Origin of the sequence: Leptolyngbya sp. DQ-M1 (assembly GCF_039962505.1) — a bacterium.
GTDB lineage: Bacteria > Cyanobacteriota > Cyanobacteriia > Leptolyngbyales > Leptolyngbyaceae > Leptolyngbya.
This window is the reverse complement of sequence record NZ_JAMPLJ010000003.1, coordinates 709950-726230: the sequence shown is the minus strand read 5'-3', so window position 1 is coordinate 726230 and position 16281 is coordinate 709950. Positions and strand designations below refer to the sequence as shown.

The 16281-nt window shown below is 49.8% G+C and carries 15 protein-coding genes; 8 read left to right on the top strand and 7 right to left on the bottom strand.

All coding sequences use genetic code 11. The features are described from left to right. Positions 1 to 43 precede the first annotated feature (43 nt). Together NC981_RS13175 and NC981_RS13170 are read left to right on the top strand one after the other, a co-directional pair. A complete protein-coding gene (locus NC981_RS13175) occupies positions 44 to 1291 on the top strand; it encodes a hypothetical protein (RefSeq protein ID WP_348243189.1) in 1248 nt (415 codons plus the stop codon). A gap of 315 nt (positions 1292 to 1606) precedes the next feature. Then, entirely contained in the window at positions 1607 to 2617 is a 1011-nt protein-coding gene (locus tag NC981_RS13170; protein ID WP_190377238.1) for a phosphoribulokinase, read from the top strand. Positions 2618 to 2879: 262 nt separating this feature from the next. Here NC981_RS13170 and NC981_RS13165 read toward each other — a convergent pair whose 3' ends face one another. Further along, positions 2880 to 3038, bottom strand: a complete 159-nt coding sequence (locus NC981_RS13165) for a hypothetical protein (RefSeq protein WP_348243188.1) — start codon at positions 3036 to 3038, stop codon at positions 2880 to 2882. Between the two features lie 28 nt (positions 3039 to 3066). On the opposite strand from NC981_RS13165, the gene NC981_RS13160 reads away from it, so the two are divergent. The 3 genes from NC981_RS13160 (at position 3067) to NC981_RS13150 (ending at position 7533) form a co-directional block, all read left to right on the top strand. Continuing rightward, complete coding sequence (locus NC981_RS13160) at positions 3067 to 3495, top strand: hypothetical protein (RefSeq protein ID WP_348243187.1); 429 nt, start codon at positions 3067 to 3069, stop codon at positions 3493 to 3495. 191 nt (positions 3496 to 3686) lie between these two features. After that, entirely contained in the window at positions 3687 to 6770 is a 3084-nt protein-coding gene (locus NC981_RS13155; RefSeq protein WP_348243186.1) for a valine--tRNA ligase, read from the top strand. Between the two features lie 304 nt (positions 6771 to 7074). After that, entirely contained in the window at positions 7075 to 7533 is a 459-nt protein-coding gene (locus tag NC981_RS13150; protein ID WP_348243185.1) for a hypothetical protein, read from the top strand. On the opposite strand, the gene NC981_RS13145 is transcribed toward NC981_RS13150, so the two are convergent. Beyond that, a complete protein-coding gene (locus NC981_RS13145) occupies positions 7530 to 8765 on the bottom strand; it encodes an O-antigen ligase family protein (RefSeq protein ID WP_348243184.1) in 1236 nt (411 codons plus the stop codon). The two genes, NC981_RS13150 and NC981_RS13145, sit on opposite strands and share 4 nt — an antisense overlap. Before the next feature lie 12 nt (positions 8766 to 8777). Continuing rightward, positions 8778 to 9620, bottom strand: coding sequence for a hypothetical protein (locus tag NC981_RS13140; RefSeq protein WP_348243183.1), 843 nt, complete (start codon positions 9618 to 9620; stop codon positions 8778 to 8780). A gap of 190 nt (positions 9621 to 9810) precedes the next feature. Here NC981_RS13140 and NC981_RS13135 point away from each other — a divergent pair, with 190 nt between their 5' ends. After that, the gene (locus NC981_RS13135; protein ID WP_348243182.1) at positions 9811 to 10863 is read left to right on the top strand and encodes an FAD-dependent oxidoreductase; all 1053 of its coding nucleotides are present in this window, start codon (positions 9811 to 9813) and stop codon (positions 10861 to 10863) included. 80 nt (positions 10864 to 10943) lie between these two features. Here NC981_RS13135 and NC981_RS13130 read toward each other — a convergent pair whose 3' ends face one another. Further along, positions 10944 to 11546, bottom strand: coding sequence for a peptidoglycan-binding domain-containing protein (locus NC981_RS13130; RefSeq protein ID WP_348243181.1), 603 nt, complete (start codon positions 11544 to 11546; stop codon positions 10944 to 10946). 169 nt (positions 11547 to 11715) lie between these two features. Between NC981_RS13130 and lepB the strand changes: the two genes are divergently transcribed. Together lepB and NC981_RS13120 are read left to right on the top strand one after the other, a co-directional pair. Continuing rightward, positions 11716 to 12294, top strand: a complete 579-nt coding sequence (gene lepB / locus NC981_RS13125; protein ID WP_348243180.1) for a signal peptidase I — start codon at positions 11716 to 11718, stop codon at positions 12292 to 12294. Between the two features lie 3 nt (positions 12295 to 12297). Beyond that, positions 12298 to 12837, top strand: a complete 540-nt coding sequence (locus NC981_RS13120) for a Uma2 family endonuclease (RefSeq protein ID WP_348243179.1) — start codon at positions 12298 to 12300, stop codon at positions 12835 to 12837. Positions 12838 to 12846: 9 nt separating this feature from the next. Here the strand turns inward: NC981_RS13120 and NC981_RS13115 are convergent, their stop codons facing one another. Genes NC981_RS13115 through NC981_RS13105 form a run of 3 tightly spaced genes read right to left on the bottom strand, consistent with a single transcriptional unit; the run spans position 12847 to position 16167 of the window. Further along, positions 12847 to 13566: an ABC transporter ATP-binding protein gene (locus tag NC981_RS13115; RefSeq protein ID WP_199298557.1), complete on the bottom strand. Its 720-nt coding sequence runs from the start codon at positions 13564 to 13566 to the stop codon at positions 12847 to 12849. 1 nt (position 13567) lies between these two features. Next, positions 13568 to 14785: an ABC transporter permease gene (locus tag NC981_RS13110; protein ID WP_348243178.1), complete on the bottom strand. Its 1218-nt coding sequence runs from the start codon at positions 14783 to 14785 to the stop codon at positions 13568 to 13570. An 11-nt stretch (positions 14786 to 14796) separates the two neighbouring features. Next, entirely contained in the window at positions 14797 to 16167 is a 1371-nt protein-coding gene (locus NC981_RS13105; protein WP_348243177.1) for an efflux RND transporter periplasmic adaptor subunit, read from the bottom strand. Positions 16168 to 16281: the final 114 nt, after the last annotated feature.

Here is a 16281-nt window from a genome sequence, read left to right as displayed (position 1 = left end):
CGGAATGCCATTAAATTAGAGTCTGGAGAATTTAGCCCCAGTTGTGAAGCAGTTAACGATCGCCAACTTTCACCCCAAACATTCCCCCTATTTCTATGTGATTGCTGCGTTAATAATCGGCAGTTTACTTCGGGTAATTTATCCCGAAGATATGGAGTGGAAAGCAGACGAGATTTGGAATTATACAAACGGTGAAGCGCTCGCACAGGGTCAAATTCCCTTTACCTGGGTAGGAATGCCAAGCAGCGCGAAAGTTTTGAATCCAGGGTTTAGTCTGTGGATCTTTACGGCGTTCGGTTGGTTTTCCGCTTCACCGATCGAAATGGTGCAGTGGGTGATGTGGCTGAATGTTGCAGCGCTGTGGGCAATGTTTGGATTTGTGATTTGGCAAATTCTCGAAGAAGAACGATCGCCTTGGCTGTGGGGTTTAGCGATCGTGGCTGTAAATCCCCTATCGATTTTGTTTTCCCGACAGATTTGGACAACCGATTTACTTCCACCGCTTGCAGTCTTGACGATCTTAGGACATTGGTTTCGTCGGCATCCCTTTGGCGCATGGCTCTGGGGCTTGATGAGCACGATGATCGGGCAGTTGCACATGAGCGGTTTTTTTTACGGAGCGGGATTGTTTCTCTGGACAGTTTGGCGAGATTACAAAGAGAATCGCTTAGCAGAAACGGCTTGGAAGGCTTGGGCAATTGGAACCATTTTGGGATTGATTCCGTTTGCGATGTGGCTGCACTTGGTGATCGATACTTTCGGGGGTGCGGGTCGTCCGATTCTGTCGCTGTTGTTTCCGAAGTTTTATTTGCAGTGGATTGTCTTAGGGCTAGGCACAAATCTGAGTTATTCACTTGGGAAGATTATGTGGAGCCACTTCATCCAGGAGCCGCTAATTTTCGGACAGCCGACTTACTTGATTGGCATTGCTCATCTAATTCTCGTTGCGATCGGGCTTAAAGTTCTCATTGCCTTCATTCGCCGCAAGCCGCTAAATCCGCCCGTGGCGCGATCGCTCGACTTTTATTTCAATGCAATGGGAATTGGCATGGGAGGATTAATCACCTTGTCGATGCTCAACATTCCGCCGCATTATGTAGTTGCTCCATTTCCGTTTATCCACGTCTGGTGGGCAACCCACTTGCAGAACCGGTGGCGATCGCTCGTGGCGCTGATTTTGCTTCAGCTTTTTATCTCTGTGACGTTTATTGCGTTTATTCACCGAACAGGCGGATTTACGGATTCAGGCTATGGCGTTACCTACCGGATTCAAATGCAGCAAAAACAGTAGATAGTACAGTAGTACAAAGTTTTATATTTTATTAAGGCTTGTACCAGGGATCGCGATTTGGTAGAATCCCCTTAACCGATAGTATTAAATACTTATCGCTATACCTTGAGCCTTGATCGGCTGCTTGCAAGGTATTTTTTTGCGGCGACTTGGAGCAATCTCAAATCCCGTAGTAATACTTTGCGCTGTGACTCGTTAAGGTAAAGCGATCGATAAAGCAATTTGTCGATCAAACGAAGCACTATCGATGCAGCCTCGACTCTCCGGGCTGATCTCATAAACCGTCGTTGACTTTTTTGTTATTAGAGGAACCTTATGACCAGTAAGCCAGACCGCGTGGTTTTGATTGGCGTTGCCGGAGACTCCGGATGCGGTAAGTCCACGTTTCTGCGCCGAATCACAGATCTGTTTGGGGAAGATTTCGTCACTGTGATCTGCCTGGATGATTACCACAGTCTGGATCGGAAACAGCGCAAGGAAACGGGCATCACGGCACTCAACCCGAAGGCAAACAACTTTGATTTGATGTACGAGCAAATCAAAGCGCTGAAAAACGGAGAAACGATCGACAAGCCGATTTACAACCACGAAACCGGCATGATCGATCCGCCAGAGAAAGTCGAGCCGAACCACATTGTTGTGATTGAGGGCTTACATCCGCTCTACGATCAGCGCGTGCGTGAGTTAATCGATTTCAGCGTCTATCTCGACATTAGCGATGAAGTCAAAATCGCCTGGAAAATCCAGCGCGATATGGCAGAGCGGGGTCACAGCTACGAAGATGTGTTGGCGCAAATCAACTCGCGCAAACCCGACTTTGATGCGTATATCGATCCGCAAAAAGAATTCGCGGATGTGGTGATTCAAGTGTTGCCCACGCAATTAATCAAAGACGATCAAGAGCGGAAGGTTCTGCGCGTTCAAATGATTCAGCGTGATGGCATCGAAGGATATGATCCGGTTTACCTATTTGATGAAGGTTCCACGATCGATTGGACTCCTTGCGGTCGCAAGCTGACCTGTTCGTATCCCGGCATCAGAATGCACTACGGCCCCGATGTGTACTACAAACACGGCGTTTCAGTCCTCGAAGTCGATGGTCAGTTCGACAAGCTCGAAGAAGTGATCTACATCGAGCAGCATTTGAGCAAGACTTCAGCGAAGTACAACGGCGAAGTCACCGAACTGTTGCTGCAACACCGGGAATATCCGGGTTCCAACAATGGAACAGGGCTGTTCCAAGTGCTGACTGGTCTGAAAATGCGGGCAACTTACGAGCGTCTGACAAACACAGTTGGCGCAACCAAAGTACCTGCAAAGGTCTAGGACTGATTGAAATGGCGAAAGGAAGCGCGATCGCGCTTCCTTTCTTTTTGAGATCAACCAATTACGATCGCCAATGTCTCCAATAAGTTCTCCTGGGGATCAAGCGATAAGTGGCACAGCCTTTTGACTTATAATAATCCCTTAAGAATCGTGATTTATCAAAATATTTGTTTGCAGCGCCACGGGTAGGTTCTTCCGGTCGTGAGCAAGCGGTAATTCTGTACAAGAGAGGACAAGGCGCGATGGCGACGAGCCGTAGGAATCAATCAACTACTCGCAGAGCATCCAGCCGAAACAACACAGCGGCGAAAACTTCGGTTCCAGTTGATTCTTCACCCGCAACACCGGAGACTTCCACTTCAGAAGCTCCCGTTTCACAACCCCCTACTGAACCGATCGACGAACCTGCCGAGCCGTCCACACCAGCACCTACACAAGAGGAAATCCCTATGAGTAATCCAGAATTGATTGAAGCAACGGCAACACCTGCAGAAGGCAATGGAAGCGCGCTCGAAATTCTTAGCCTTCCGAGCTTGTCTGCTGGAAATCGTCCGATCATGTCGGATGATTTTGAGGTGGCAGGTACGATTCAATCGGCGGGAATTCGCCCGATCGAAGCGAGCCACATGGCAATCTACGGCACGATTATGAATGGTCGTCCGATTATGTCGAGCAATCTGAAAGTGGCTGAAATGCTTCCGGGAAATCGCCCGATTTTTTACAGCGATTTTCATGCAGTCGAAGGGTCGGAAACACTTGGGCGACCTGTGATGGCGAGTGAACCTGGATTGCTATCGGCTAATCGGCACATGGGCGATCGTCCCGTGTTTTCCAACGATCTGGATGACTCCACCGCGCTGATGGGTTTCATCGATTAATTGCTTGCTGAACTCGCAAATCAGAACCCCTGCTCCAAAGCTTGTGCTTTAGAGCAGGGGTTCTGATTTGGAGATTGAGCCTTTTGATCGCGATCGCTTGATTCATTTGCACAGACTCGATTTTTAACGCTTGCTCATGCAAAGAACCGTTTATCATAGGCTAAATGTCCCCAACCTTCTAGAAACTTCTCATGACTGCTACTCTTCCAACTCAATACAGCGCCGCAACCACTGAAGCGAAATGGCAAAAGTTTTGGGAGGAGAATCAGGTCTTTAAAGCTGATCCAAATCAACCCGGTGAGCCGTATTGTGTCGTGATTCCGCCGCCGAATGTGACGGGCAGTTTGCACATGGGTCACGCTTTTGAAAGCTCGCTGATCGATGTATTGATTCGATATCAGCGAATGCTCGGTAAGAATACGCTGTGGCTGCCCGGAACCGATCACGCCAGTATTGCGGTTCAGACGATTTTAGAACGGCAACTGAAAGCGGAAGGCAGAACCCGCAATGATTTGGGTCGTGAACGGTTTTTAGAACGTGCTTGGAAATGGAAGGCGGAATCGGGCGGAACGATCGTTAATCAGCTTCGACGCTTGGGCGTGTCGGTGGATTGGTCGCGTGAACGCTTCACAATGGACGAAGGGCTTTCGGCTGCGGTGCTGGAGGCGTTTGTGAAGCTGCACGATGAAGACTTGATTTATCGCGGCAATTACCTCGTCAATTGGTGTCCGGCAACGCAATCGGCAGTGTCGGATCTCGAAGTTGAGAGCAAAGAAGTTGACGGTAATCTGTGGCATTTTCGCTATCCGATTAAAGAGCAGGACGGCTTTATTGAAGTCGCAACCACCCGACCAGAGACGATGCTGGGCGACACAGCGGTGGCAGTGAATCCGAACGACGATCGCTACAAAGAGCTAATCGGTAAGACTTTGATTTTGCCGCTCGTCGGTCGCGAGATTCCGATCGTTGGCGATGAACATGTTGATCCGAGTTTCGGAACAGGCTGTGTTAAAGTCACACCCGCGCACGATCCGAACGATTTCGAGATGGGTCAGCGTCATCAATTGCCGTCGATCAATGTGATGAACAAAGACGGCACGATGAACGAGCAAGCCGGGGAATTCGAGGGGCAAGATCGCTTTGTAGCGCGGAAAAACGTCGTGAAGCGACTCGAAGAAGAAGGCTTTCTGGTCAAGATTGAGCCATATAAACATACCGTGCCCTACAGCGATCGCGGTAAAGTCCCTGTCGAACCGCTACTTTCGACTCAGTGGTTTGTCAAGATTAAGCCATTGGCTGATTTTGCGCTGGAATCCTTAGATGAAGAAGATTCGCCGCGATTTGTACCGGAGCGGTGGACAAAGGTTTATCGCGATTGGTTGGTCAGTCTGAAAGATTGGTGTATCTCGCGGCAGTTGTGGTGGGGACATCAAATTCCCGCTTGGTATGCGATCAGTGAGACAAACGGCGAGATTACCGACTACACACCGTACATCGTGGCGCGATCGCAAGAAGAAGCGCAGACGAAAGCGATCGCGCAGTTCGGCGAGAATGTCCAAATCAAGCAAGATCCAGATGTCCTCGATACCTGGTTCTCTTCGGGATTGTGGCCTTTTTCAACACTAGGTTGGTCGAACACCGAAGCAGAAGACTACAAGCGCTACTATCCAACCTCAACACTCGTCACTGGATTTGACATCATCTTTTTCTGGGTCGCTCGGATGACAATGATGGCGGGACATTTCACCGGACAAATGCCGTTTAAGGATGTCTACATTCACGGTTTGGTGCGGGATGAGAACAATAAAAAGATGTCGAAATCGGCAAACAACGGCATCGATCCCCTCATCCTGATTGATAAATACGGAACCGATGCCCTGAGATACACCTTAATTCGGGAAGTCACAGGCGCGGGTCAGGATATTCGGATTGCTTACGATCGCAAAACCGACGAATCCGAAACAGTCGAAGCGTCGCGCAATTTCACCAACAAACTGTGGAATGCGTCGCGCTTTGTGATGCTGAATCTCGACGATAAAACGCCTGCTCAATTGGGTCAGCCGCAGAATTTAGAACTGAGCGATCGCTGGATTCTCTCACGATTCAATCAAGTCACGCGCCAAGTCCGTAACTATATCGACAATTATGGGTTCGGTGAAGCGGCGAAAAGCCTCTATGAATTCATCTGGGGTGACTTCTGCGATCAATATATCGAGTTAGTCAAATCGCGACTGCAAGACCAAAATTCACCCACGCGCCTTGCAGCCCAGCAAACCCTTGCTCATGTGCTAGAAGGAACGCTCAAACTGCTGCATCCCTTCATGCCACACATCACCGAGGAAATTTGGCACACCCTAACGCAGACCCCGGAAAGCGATCATAAGTCTCTTGCGCTCCAAAGCTATCCCGTCCCGGATGCAGCATTCATCAATCCGAGTCTTGAGCGGCAGTTTGAGCTAATCATCAACACGATTCGCACGATTCGGAATTTGCGATCGGGAGCCGAGATCAAACCCGGAGCAAGAATCACCGCTGCGCTCTCGACCGAAGACGAGCAAGAAAAGCAAACGCTGATCACAGGACAGTCTTATATCAAGGACTTGGCAAGGGTTGAAACGCTGACGATCTCAGGAGCGGGAAATGCTGACGCTCAAAAACGATTGATCAATCTCAATCAGCCCATTCTCGCAACCGCATTGGACACGCTTGGCAACTTCTTCGGTAAACATCAAAGGATTTTGCTGTCACTTCTGCTAATTGGCGCGATCGCGTTTGCCCTCAAGCTTGCGGCGACAACGCTGGATGCCATTCACGATGTCCCACTGTTTGCCCCGCTCCTCGAAATCGTCGGGATCGGCTACACCGTTTGGTTTGCAAAAACGCGACTCTGGCAAAGAGACGATCGCCAGACCTTCTTTAAGCAGGTGAATCAATTCAAGACTGAAGTGATCGGAGAACCGAAACCGCCCGCACCTCAGGTTGCGCCCGCACCACAACCTGAGCCTGTAGACGATGCCAAAACGATCGTCGGTGTAACCGGAACCGTCAAAATCTCGATTCCGCTAGCTGGACTGGTCGATTTTGAAGCACTCAAAGCTAAGACCGAACGAGATTTGAAGAAAGTAGAGGCAGAAATTCAAGCGCTGAGGGGTCGGTTGAGCAATCCGAAATTTGTCGATAAAGCGCCGCCCGATGTGGTGCAATCGACTCGTGAAGCCCTAGCCGAAGCAGAAAAACAGGCAGAAATTCTCAAAACTAAGCTCGATCGCCTTTAAATTTATCGATTCTTAACGTTTGCGTCAGAGATGCGCCATTTCAGCATCTCTTTTTTTGTGATTCTGTGAGGTAGACCTATCAATAATTCCGATAGAAAACAGGGAGGTTATACTATTTTGATAGGTACAAACTCCGATCGCAGTTGTCAAGACTGCTCCATGAAAGTGCCCATCAGGTTAGTGCATCTACGGACGATGGAACGGGTAATCTAGCGTTGAATGCTGTTAGCACACTAGCAGGTAAGACCGCCCTGTAAATGCCCCTGAGCATCGTTCCCACCGAGACGACATCGAGAGAAAATTAATGCTGCACTTGGCGCAAATTCAAAAAAAGGGCTATCTAGGCAAAGCAGGATTGCGCTTACTGGCTGCTCAAAAGTCAGAGCATATTTGGACAAAGCTTCCTGAAGAAGAGACGGTGCTTTCCACCGAAGCCAGCGGCTTTAGCGATGGCTTATTAGTTTTAGTCGATATCTCGAACAGCAATCAGATTTTAGACATTCGAGAAGCAAAAGACTGGGTGCTGGAGTTGGTGCAGCGATATCTCACCTACGGAGTCACTCCCAGTCATTTGCAGCAGGAGATCGAGCGGGCAGAACAATGGCGACAATCGTTAACGCTTGAGAGCCAAGAACTAGCGCGACGGCAAATCGAGCTTGAGGCACGGCGCGAACAAATCCAGGTCTTAGAAGAAGAACTCAAAAGCGAGAAAAAGCAGCTAGAAACGCGAATGGCAGAACTGCGATCGCAGAGTCAGGATTAGCTTACTGCCTTCGTTTTCCAAATTCCAGCTAGTAGCACCCAGCCCATCAAATTAATCCGGGCATCGAATAGCGGCACATCTAGAAAGTTGAAGAGTGTACAGGCAAGAAAGGCAATCCAAAAGGTGAAATAAATTCGCTGGTCGAGTTTGTGTAGCTTGCGCCACTGGAGAACCCCTTGAGCCAGAATCCAGCTCACCAAGCTGTATAGCAACAAAGCTGCGGGCAATCCGGTTTCAGCAGCCATCATCAAGAAAAGATTGTGCGGGTGTCCAAGCCAAAGGTGCATTTGCTCAGTATAGAGTTTCGAGAAACTGCGGAGTCCCCAACCTGTCAAGGGGCGTTGTTCTGTCATCGACCAGGCAAATTCCCACTGGGTCGATCGCAGTTGGTTCACAGGTCGATCGCTGTACATTTGATCGTTTAACCGTGCCCAGAAAAATCGCGGCACGATCGTTCTTAACGGCAATACGATCGGCTCTGGAGCAAACGCGGCTCCTAACATCAAGCCTGTTACGGCTCCGACCAGCGCGACGATCGTTTTCCAGCCCTGATAGAGCGCAAACGCCAAACACGCTAGAACCGCAATCGCCCAAGCATTGCGCGAATGGGTCAAAATTAGCCCGATCATATTGAGGCAAAGAATCACACCTAAAATTGGCTTGCGTTCTTCTAGCCACACTCCCAAGCCGAGAATAAATACGATCGCGTAATAGCTCGCCAACACATTTGCATAAGTGAACACCGAGGACATCCGACCCAAAGGCTCACCCCCAGGTGCGATCGTCCATTCAATCAATCCCCAAAGCAACGAGGGCGATCCCCCGACCTGAAAAAACAGTTGCATCAATCCAATCAGTGTCACCGGAATGGAAGTCAGCACCCAAATCCAGGCGATTTGCCTGAGCTGCTGAGGCGATGCGATCAGTTCACCCAGTCCGGCAAACACAACAAAGAAAGGCAGGAAGTTGAACAACCCCAAAAAGGCGGTGGGACGATCGACAGCAAACGTCGCTGCCCCAATCATCAGCACGCTCAGCACCGCCAAGCCGCGATTTACGGGTTCACGGCTCATGCGCGAAAATAGCCGTCGCCAAATGTCCAGTGCCACCAATAGAACCGGAATCCCACCCAGAAACACGCTAAAAGGCAGCAGCAATAATCCAACTTGAACGACAGTCCAATGTTTCTGCAAAGCTGGATCAGGATGAGATTGAAGGCGCTGCGTTTTCAATTCCAACCTCAATCAAGCAGGTTCAAAATGCTCAGAGCGCGTTAACCGGATCTGAGCCAATGCAAAGATCGTTGGGATCACTCGCCCGTAGTTCGTGGAGATCGCCCTCCAGCCCAAATCTGCCAAGAACCAAGCCCACAAAACCGACCCTACAAAGGCAAAGGCTGCGCGAGTGGCACCATACCGCGCTGTCGCCACCGTCATTCCGCGTCGTGCAAGCTGCATCGAAACTTGCGTTTGAATCTGCGTGGCAGCAGCAATACTGCCTTGGGCGATCGCTTGCTGTGCGACCTGGTAGCGGGCAAAATGAAGAGCAAACTGACGGGCAATATGTTCGAGTAGAAGGGGTTGTACTACCGTATTGACTGCCAATGCACTACCGCCTTTCATCACTAGTGATAACGGATTTTTCTGCAAAGATATCGGCAGTTCTTCAACAAAACTGGTATCCGCCAGGGATTTTTCAATTCGATGAGTTAAAGCCGTTTGTTCACGCGATGGAAGTTGCTTCCAGGCCCGATTTAGTAAACTCAGAAAGACTTCAGCTTCGAGGTCTGTGGTAGACATCTTCGCCTCATAGGGCAGTTTTAGATAGCAGCAAACCTGAATGAGCACTTGGCGATAGGTCACTTGTCCAGTTTGGCGGCGCAGGACGGTGATACCATCAGCAGCTAGAAAGCGAAATCGATCGTCGATCGCATTTAGCCAGTCTTCTCGGTCACGGCTTTGTAGTTCGATCGGGTCAGGTGCGTTAACGTAATCCAGCGGATTGAACTTTGGACGAAATAGAATCTCGGTTAGTTCGCGCAGTTCATCATCCGTTGCCAATTCCAAAGCGGCTCTAAATTCATCCACTGGTGGTCTTCCTCCCGATGCAGCGTCAGTCTTATTCTACATAAGTGATACCAGATTGATTTGTGGATGCGACAGATTCTCGCCCCCTAAATCCCCCATTCTGGGGGACTTTGAGTATGATCTGTCGCATTCTATGTTTAATTCGGTATGAGACGGCACATCGAATCATCCTGTTTCACAACGGTTTACCATGCTCGATTCTCAGTTTGACATCGCGATCGTTGGGGCAGGGATGGCTGGTTTGTCCTGTGCCCAATCTCTTCATCAAGCAGGCTATAAGGTTGTGGTCGTCGATAAATCACGAGGTTTAGGCGGGCGAATGGCAACCCGTCGCCTGCATGGAACTCACGCAGATCATGGGGTGTGTTATCTCAAACCAAAATCGGCTCAGTTTCAAGCGTTACTGAATTGGCTTGTCGATCGCAAAGTGATTCGCGTTTGGACAGACACGATCCATGAGCTTAACTCACAAGGACAAATTCAACCGGCTGAACGTCAAGCTCCTTGTTATGCCGCAGCAAATGGGATCGCAGCGATCTCGAAATTTCTCTCGCTTGGGTTAACGCTGCGATTAAATCATCGAGTCGAACGGATTGAAGCGCGAGACGGGTGGCGATTGTGTTGTGAATCCGGGGAAATCATTTCGGCATCTGCGATCGTGGTTGCAATCCCGGCTCCACAAGCAGCAATCATTTGCGGGTCGCTGGATCACGCCTTTGTCGAGCGGCTTAAAGCAGTTGAATATTTCCCTTGCATCAGCGCGATCGCCGTTTATCCGTTAGAGCGGCAAGCAGAGGTTGAAAAACTAGGCTACAAAGCGATCGTCTGTCCGTCTGATCCGGATTTAGGCTGGATTGGGATCAACAGTACAAAGCAGTTCAATCCGGTACAGCCTGCGATCGTCGTTCAAAGTAATGCTCGTTTTGCTGCACAACATCTCGAAGAGAGCGACCTTGAGCAAGTTGGAGAACGGCTGTTGCATCGAGCAGCAGAAGTGGCGGAAGACTGGTTTACCCGCCCTGAAGTGTTACAGGTGCATCGCTGGCGCTATGCTTTTCCAGTTGCTCCGGTTGCCGATCGATACCTTACAGCAAATACCTCAAATCCTTTAGTTTGTACAGGTGACTGGTGCGGAGGAAATCGCGTTGAGAGTGCATTCGAGGCTGGACTAGCGACAGCAAATTATGTGAATCAACAACTCGATCGTCGAGTTCTTCCAGAGCAGTTTTGGCTCCGACTTTAGACCAACGCCATCAATCGCCTCACCGCAACAATGAATCGCTAACTCAGATTGCTCATTTTCTGCGTGAGCGATCGCTAGGGTTAAGGCACTCGGCTGAAGACTTCTCGAATGAATTCTTCGTCGGTAATTTGTCGAGCTTGAAGACTATTTTTTAGGGTAATGAGGTCGCTTCTAAGTTTTCGTAAAGTCTCCAATTCTGATGAAGAAGAGGGCGTTGGAGAAGGGGTTGGGGTCGCGCCGCGTGCTTCATCATTTAATCGTCTACGAACCGTTAGAGTCGCGATGCCAGTGACGGGTAAGCCGCGGGTACGCTGATAGGTTTTAACTGCACTGTAAGTCGTGCGGCGGTAATTTCCGCTGAGTTCGATCGAAATCCCCAATACTTTTTTCAGGTTGTCTTGCAGAATTCTGACCGTTTTTTCGATCGCGCTTCTGAGCTGCGGCCCGTCGTTTCCGGTTGCAGCCATGTTGCTATCGAGTTGATATTGCAAAATGGCTGCACGGGTGTAGTCTTCGATGTTGGCAAGTTGCCGCAGGGAAGTCGCGTTGCAGTCGATCGCGCCTAGAACCTCGCGATCGCAAGCGCTAACGCTGTTTCCTAATCCATCCAGTCCTCTTGGCCCAAGATAATATCCAAGTCCATCTAAATTCTCTCTAAGATCCTGTAGTGACGTGACTGGCATACTCTTGACACTCCTTTTCTAGTCAGCAAATGCGCGTGATTACAAACGGTGTATGCTCATTTTGCTACAAGAAGCAGCAACAAAATCCGTAAATAATTTGAAGCCAAAGGGCTAAACATCGAGAGTTCACAATCCTCGGTAGAATATCGCATAGTACGTTAAATGCGCTATGACTCCTGAATCTAAAGTTGATCCGGCTGTTGTTCCTTCAAGTTCTGCTCCAAAATGGAAAACTTGGTGGGAGAACTTTCAAATCTTATTTATTGCGTTGATTCTGGCGTTGTTAGTGCGATCGTATATTGCAGAACCGCGATTTATTCCGTCAGATTCGATGATGCCAACGCTGCAAATTGGCGATCGTCTGGTGGTTGAGAAAATTTCCTACCGCCTGCATCCGCCGGAGTTTCAAGACATCATCGTTTTTGATCCACCCACCCAGTTACAAGAACTTGGATATTCTAAAGATCAAGCCTTCATCAAGCGGATCATTGGCAAGCCAGGACAAACGATCGAGATTAAGTCCGGTAAGGTCTTTGTAGACAATCAGCCGCTTCTAGAACCGTATATTGCTGAAGCGCCGTCTTATCAAATGCCACCTGTCCAAGTTCCTGAAGGCTGTTACTTTGTGATGGGCGACAATCGCAATAACAGCAACGATTCTCACGTCTGGGGATTTCTGCCGCAGGAGTTCATTTTAGGTCGGGCTTGGTTGCGATTTTATCCGGTCGATCGACTTGGGAGAGTATGAACGATGCTAACTGTCAAAGATTTAGAGCAATTTCAAGCACAACATCCTGATTATCGGATGGAGTTGGTAGGCGGAGAAATTATCGTTATGAGTCCATCTGGCTACGAGTCTGATGAAGTCGCATCACGCATGAGTGGCAAGTTATTTAGCTGGGTTGATGAAAGACGACTCGGACGAGTTACTGGCTCGTCAGCGGGCTTTATCTTGCCAAACTCTGACACTCGCGCTCCCGATGTTTCGTTTGTCCGAGCTGAACGCTTGCGTCAGAGTCCTCGGGGTTTTGCAGAATTAGCTCCTGATTTGATGGTAGAAGTGAAATCTCCAACGGATAGGCTTACCAAATTGAGAGAGAAGATCCAACAATTTCTGGAGCTAGGAACGCAAGTTGGAATTCTGCTCAATCCTGAAACCCGAACTGTGGAGGTTCACCGTCCAGGGCAAAAGACGATCATGCTTCAAGACGGTGATATTCTCACGATTCCGGATCTCTTTCCGGGGTGGCAAGTTGCCGTCGAGGAGTTGTGGTCGCCCCGGTTTGATTAACCCATTTGATTAACCAACAGGTGCAACTCCAACCTCTTCTGGTGCAAGATACGGTGTGAGAACCTGACCATCTTTGAACCAAATCACGCGGCGGGTACAGCGAGCGACATCTGGTTCATGTGTCACCATCACTACGGTCATTCCACTGGCGTTCAATTCAGTGAAAATGCTCAAAATCTCTTGAGTTGTTGTAGAGTCAAGCGCTCCAGTTGGTTCATCAGCTAGTAGCAAAACAGGGCGATTGACGATCGCTCGTGCGATTGCCACCCGTTGCTGCTGACCTCCAGATAACTGCGTCGGCTTATTCTGCAATCGCTTTTCCAATCCCACTCGAATCAGCGCCTCTGTCGCTCGATCGCGCCGTTCTGCTGCGGGTACGTTTGCGTAGACCATCGGCAACATCACATTTTCGAGTGCCGACAACTGCGGCAACAGATGAAACTGCTGAAACACAAAGCCAATTTTGCGATTGCGAATGTGAGCGAGGGCGAGATCGTCGAGTTGAGCAACATCCTCGCTGTCGAGATAGTAGCGTCCAGCAGTCGGGCGATCAAGGCAGCCGATAATGTTCATCATCGTAGACTTTCCCGATCCAGAAGCGCCCATAATCGCGCAATATTCCCCTTGTTCGATCGTTAAATCAACCCCTGCTAAGGCATGAACGGTCGCTTCGCCAATCCCGTAAACCTTAGTGATTTCTTCTAAACGAATGATGACAGACTTCGGCATATTAAGCACTCCGGAGCGCAACGATTGGGTCGAGTTTGGCAGCTTGACGAGCGGGAATCACACCGAATCCGAGACCGATCGAACCCGATACCCCAACTGCCAGAATAATTGCGGCAGGCGAGACGATCGCCTGAAGCGGAGTAACGGCAGCGACGATTACAACTCCTCCGATTCCAATCACCGTTCCAATCAAACCACCGGCTGCGGACAGAATGACTGCCTCGATCATAAATTGCATCAAAATGTCGTTTCCAGAAGCCCCGATCGCTTTTCGCAGTCCAATCTCTGAGGTGCGTTCGGTCACAGAAACCAGCATAATATTCATAATGCCGATACCGCCGACGAGTAGAGAGACTCCTGCGATCGCCGCTAACATCGCAGTCAACCCACTGGTAATCGTGCCGACAATTTGCAAAATGTCTTTCTGAGTTTGCACCGTAAAATCATCTTCGTTGACAATTTTGTGTCGCCGCCTCAGGAGGTTTGTAATCTGAAATTCTGCGGCTGGAATACTGGCTTCATCTTTGGCAGAAACCGAAACAAACGTCAGATTCAACCCATACGGAGAAGTCCGTCCGGTAAGCGTACTCGACATCGTTGTGAGCGGTACATAAGCGGCATCATCCTGGTTACTCCCTAGAAATGAGCCTTTTGCTTGCAAGACACCCACGATCTTAAAGCTGACATTGCGAATGCGGATTTCTTCACCGATCGGATTGCGATCGCCAAAAAACCGATTCGCCAAATCTGCCCCCAAGGTCACTACGCGCTGATTCCGTTTCAGGTCAATTTCTGAAATAAACCGACCCTTTGCCACATCAAAGCTGCGGACGATCAAAAATTCGGGAGTCGCTCCCACGATCAGCGAGGATGAATTCCGATTGCCATAAACGACCGGAAACTGAGCATTTTTCTGAGCGGCAACTCCGGAAATCATCGGGATTTGTTCGGCGATCGCCTTGGCATCATCCCAAACTAGGGTTTGCGGTAAGTTCGTGGTTCTCTGCCGCGCCTGTCCGCTTCCCGGAGTCACAAACAAAACGTTGGGTCCCAACGATTCAAACTGCTCTGAAGCTAACCGTTGAGCCCCCTGCCCAATCCCGATCATCGCAATCACAGACGCATTGCCGATAATCATGCCCAGCATCGTCAAGCTACTGCGAAGCTTGTTGGCGGTAAGCGTCTTTGCCGCCATCTTTAAACTTTCAACAAAATCCATTGCTCGTTGCCTTAGCTATTTGCGTTGTCGATTTTCTGACCTTCTGGCGGCTGTACGAAAATGCGATCGCCCGCTTTAATTCCCTCTAAAATCTGAGTCTCGTTGTCAAAACTCAATCCAGTCGTCACGCGCTGGAATCGCGGTTTATTGTTCTCACCCGGAACCCAAACGCCCGTCTGTCCCCTCTGTGTCGAAAGTGCCGCCGTGGGAACAACCAGCGTATTTGGAATCGAATCGCCCAAAAAGTTGACGTTGGCATTCATTTTCGATCGCAGCTTATCGCGCCCCGTGAGAATGTCGATCCGCACCGAGAATGAAGTCACATCTCGTTCGGTCACGGCTTCCGGGGCAATCAATCGCACCCGTCCCTTAAAGGATTCCTCCGGATAGGCATCGACTCGAATATCGACTTCCTGACCGCGCCGGATTTGCCCGATATCGACTTCCGGCACTTTCGCCCGCACTTCTAACCCATTTGCCAGCGCAAAGATCGAAGTCGAGGCAGAACCATCCGCTCCTGCGGTTGCCTGTGTCGTCGGGGTCACAAATGCGCCCACGGTCGCGTACCGCTGCGTAATCACTCCTGAAAACGGAGCGCGAATGTACGTGTCTTCGAGCCGATTTTGTACTTGTTGAAGCTGCGCGATCGCCGCTGCTAACTGCGCCTCGGATTGCCGAATTTCTTCTGGTCTTGCACCGTTCTGCCGCTGCGCTAATTGCTGATTCGCTTGATTGAGTTGCGCCTGTGACTGGCTCAGTTGCGCCCTAGCTTGGCTCAAAGTTTGGTTCGCATTCTGCTCACGACGAATAAATTCATCGAGCGAATTTGTCGAGATTGCCCCTTGGCTTGCTAGTTCACGCTGTCTTCGGGTTTGCGTCCGGGCAAACTCTGCCGCTTGCGTTGCATCTGACACAAGACCTTGAACGCGATCGACCTCACCTCTTGCCCGCGCCACTTCTGATTCTGCCTGCCGCACCTCCTCGACACGGGTTCCGGCTCTGAGCTGATCTAACCTCGCTTGCGCTTCTGCAACTCGCGCCTGAGCCTGAGCGCGCTCAGCTTCAATATCTTTGTCGTCCATTCGAGCAACCACCTGCCCTTGCATCACTTGGTCGCCTTGATCCACAAGCAGTTGGGCAATTTTTCCGGTCGTTTTGGGGCTGAGATTGACCGTCCGAATTGGAATTACTTCTCCACTGGCTGAGATACGTGCCGTCACCGTCTTCGATTCAACAGAAATTGTGGCGGCTTCCTGACGCGGGGCAAACTGCCGTGAAACTAGAAAAGCACCCCCTGGAAGCGCGATCGCGCCTGCTGCAAGTAGCGCCAATAGCCAACGGGTCGGTTTTTTACTAACTTTGCCAAAAAGGGGAACTTGCATGAATCAAACTCGCCAAACTGAGAGCGAAGCGATAATAAGAGCACGAACTTATCTACATTTTAAAGATGCAACTTGAGTGCGAAAGATTCCTGAAGGTTGATTCTGTAAAGGATA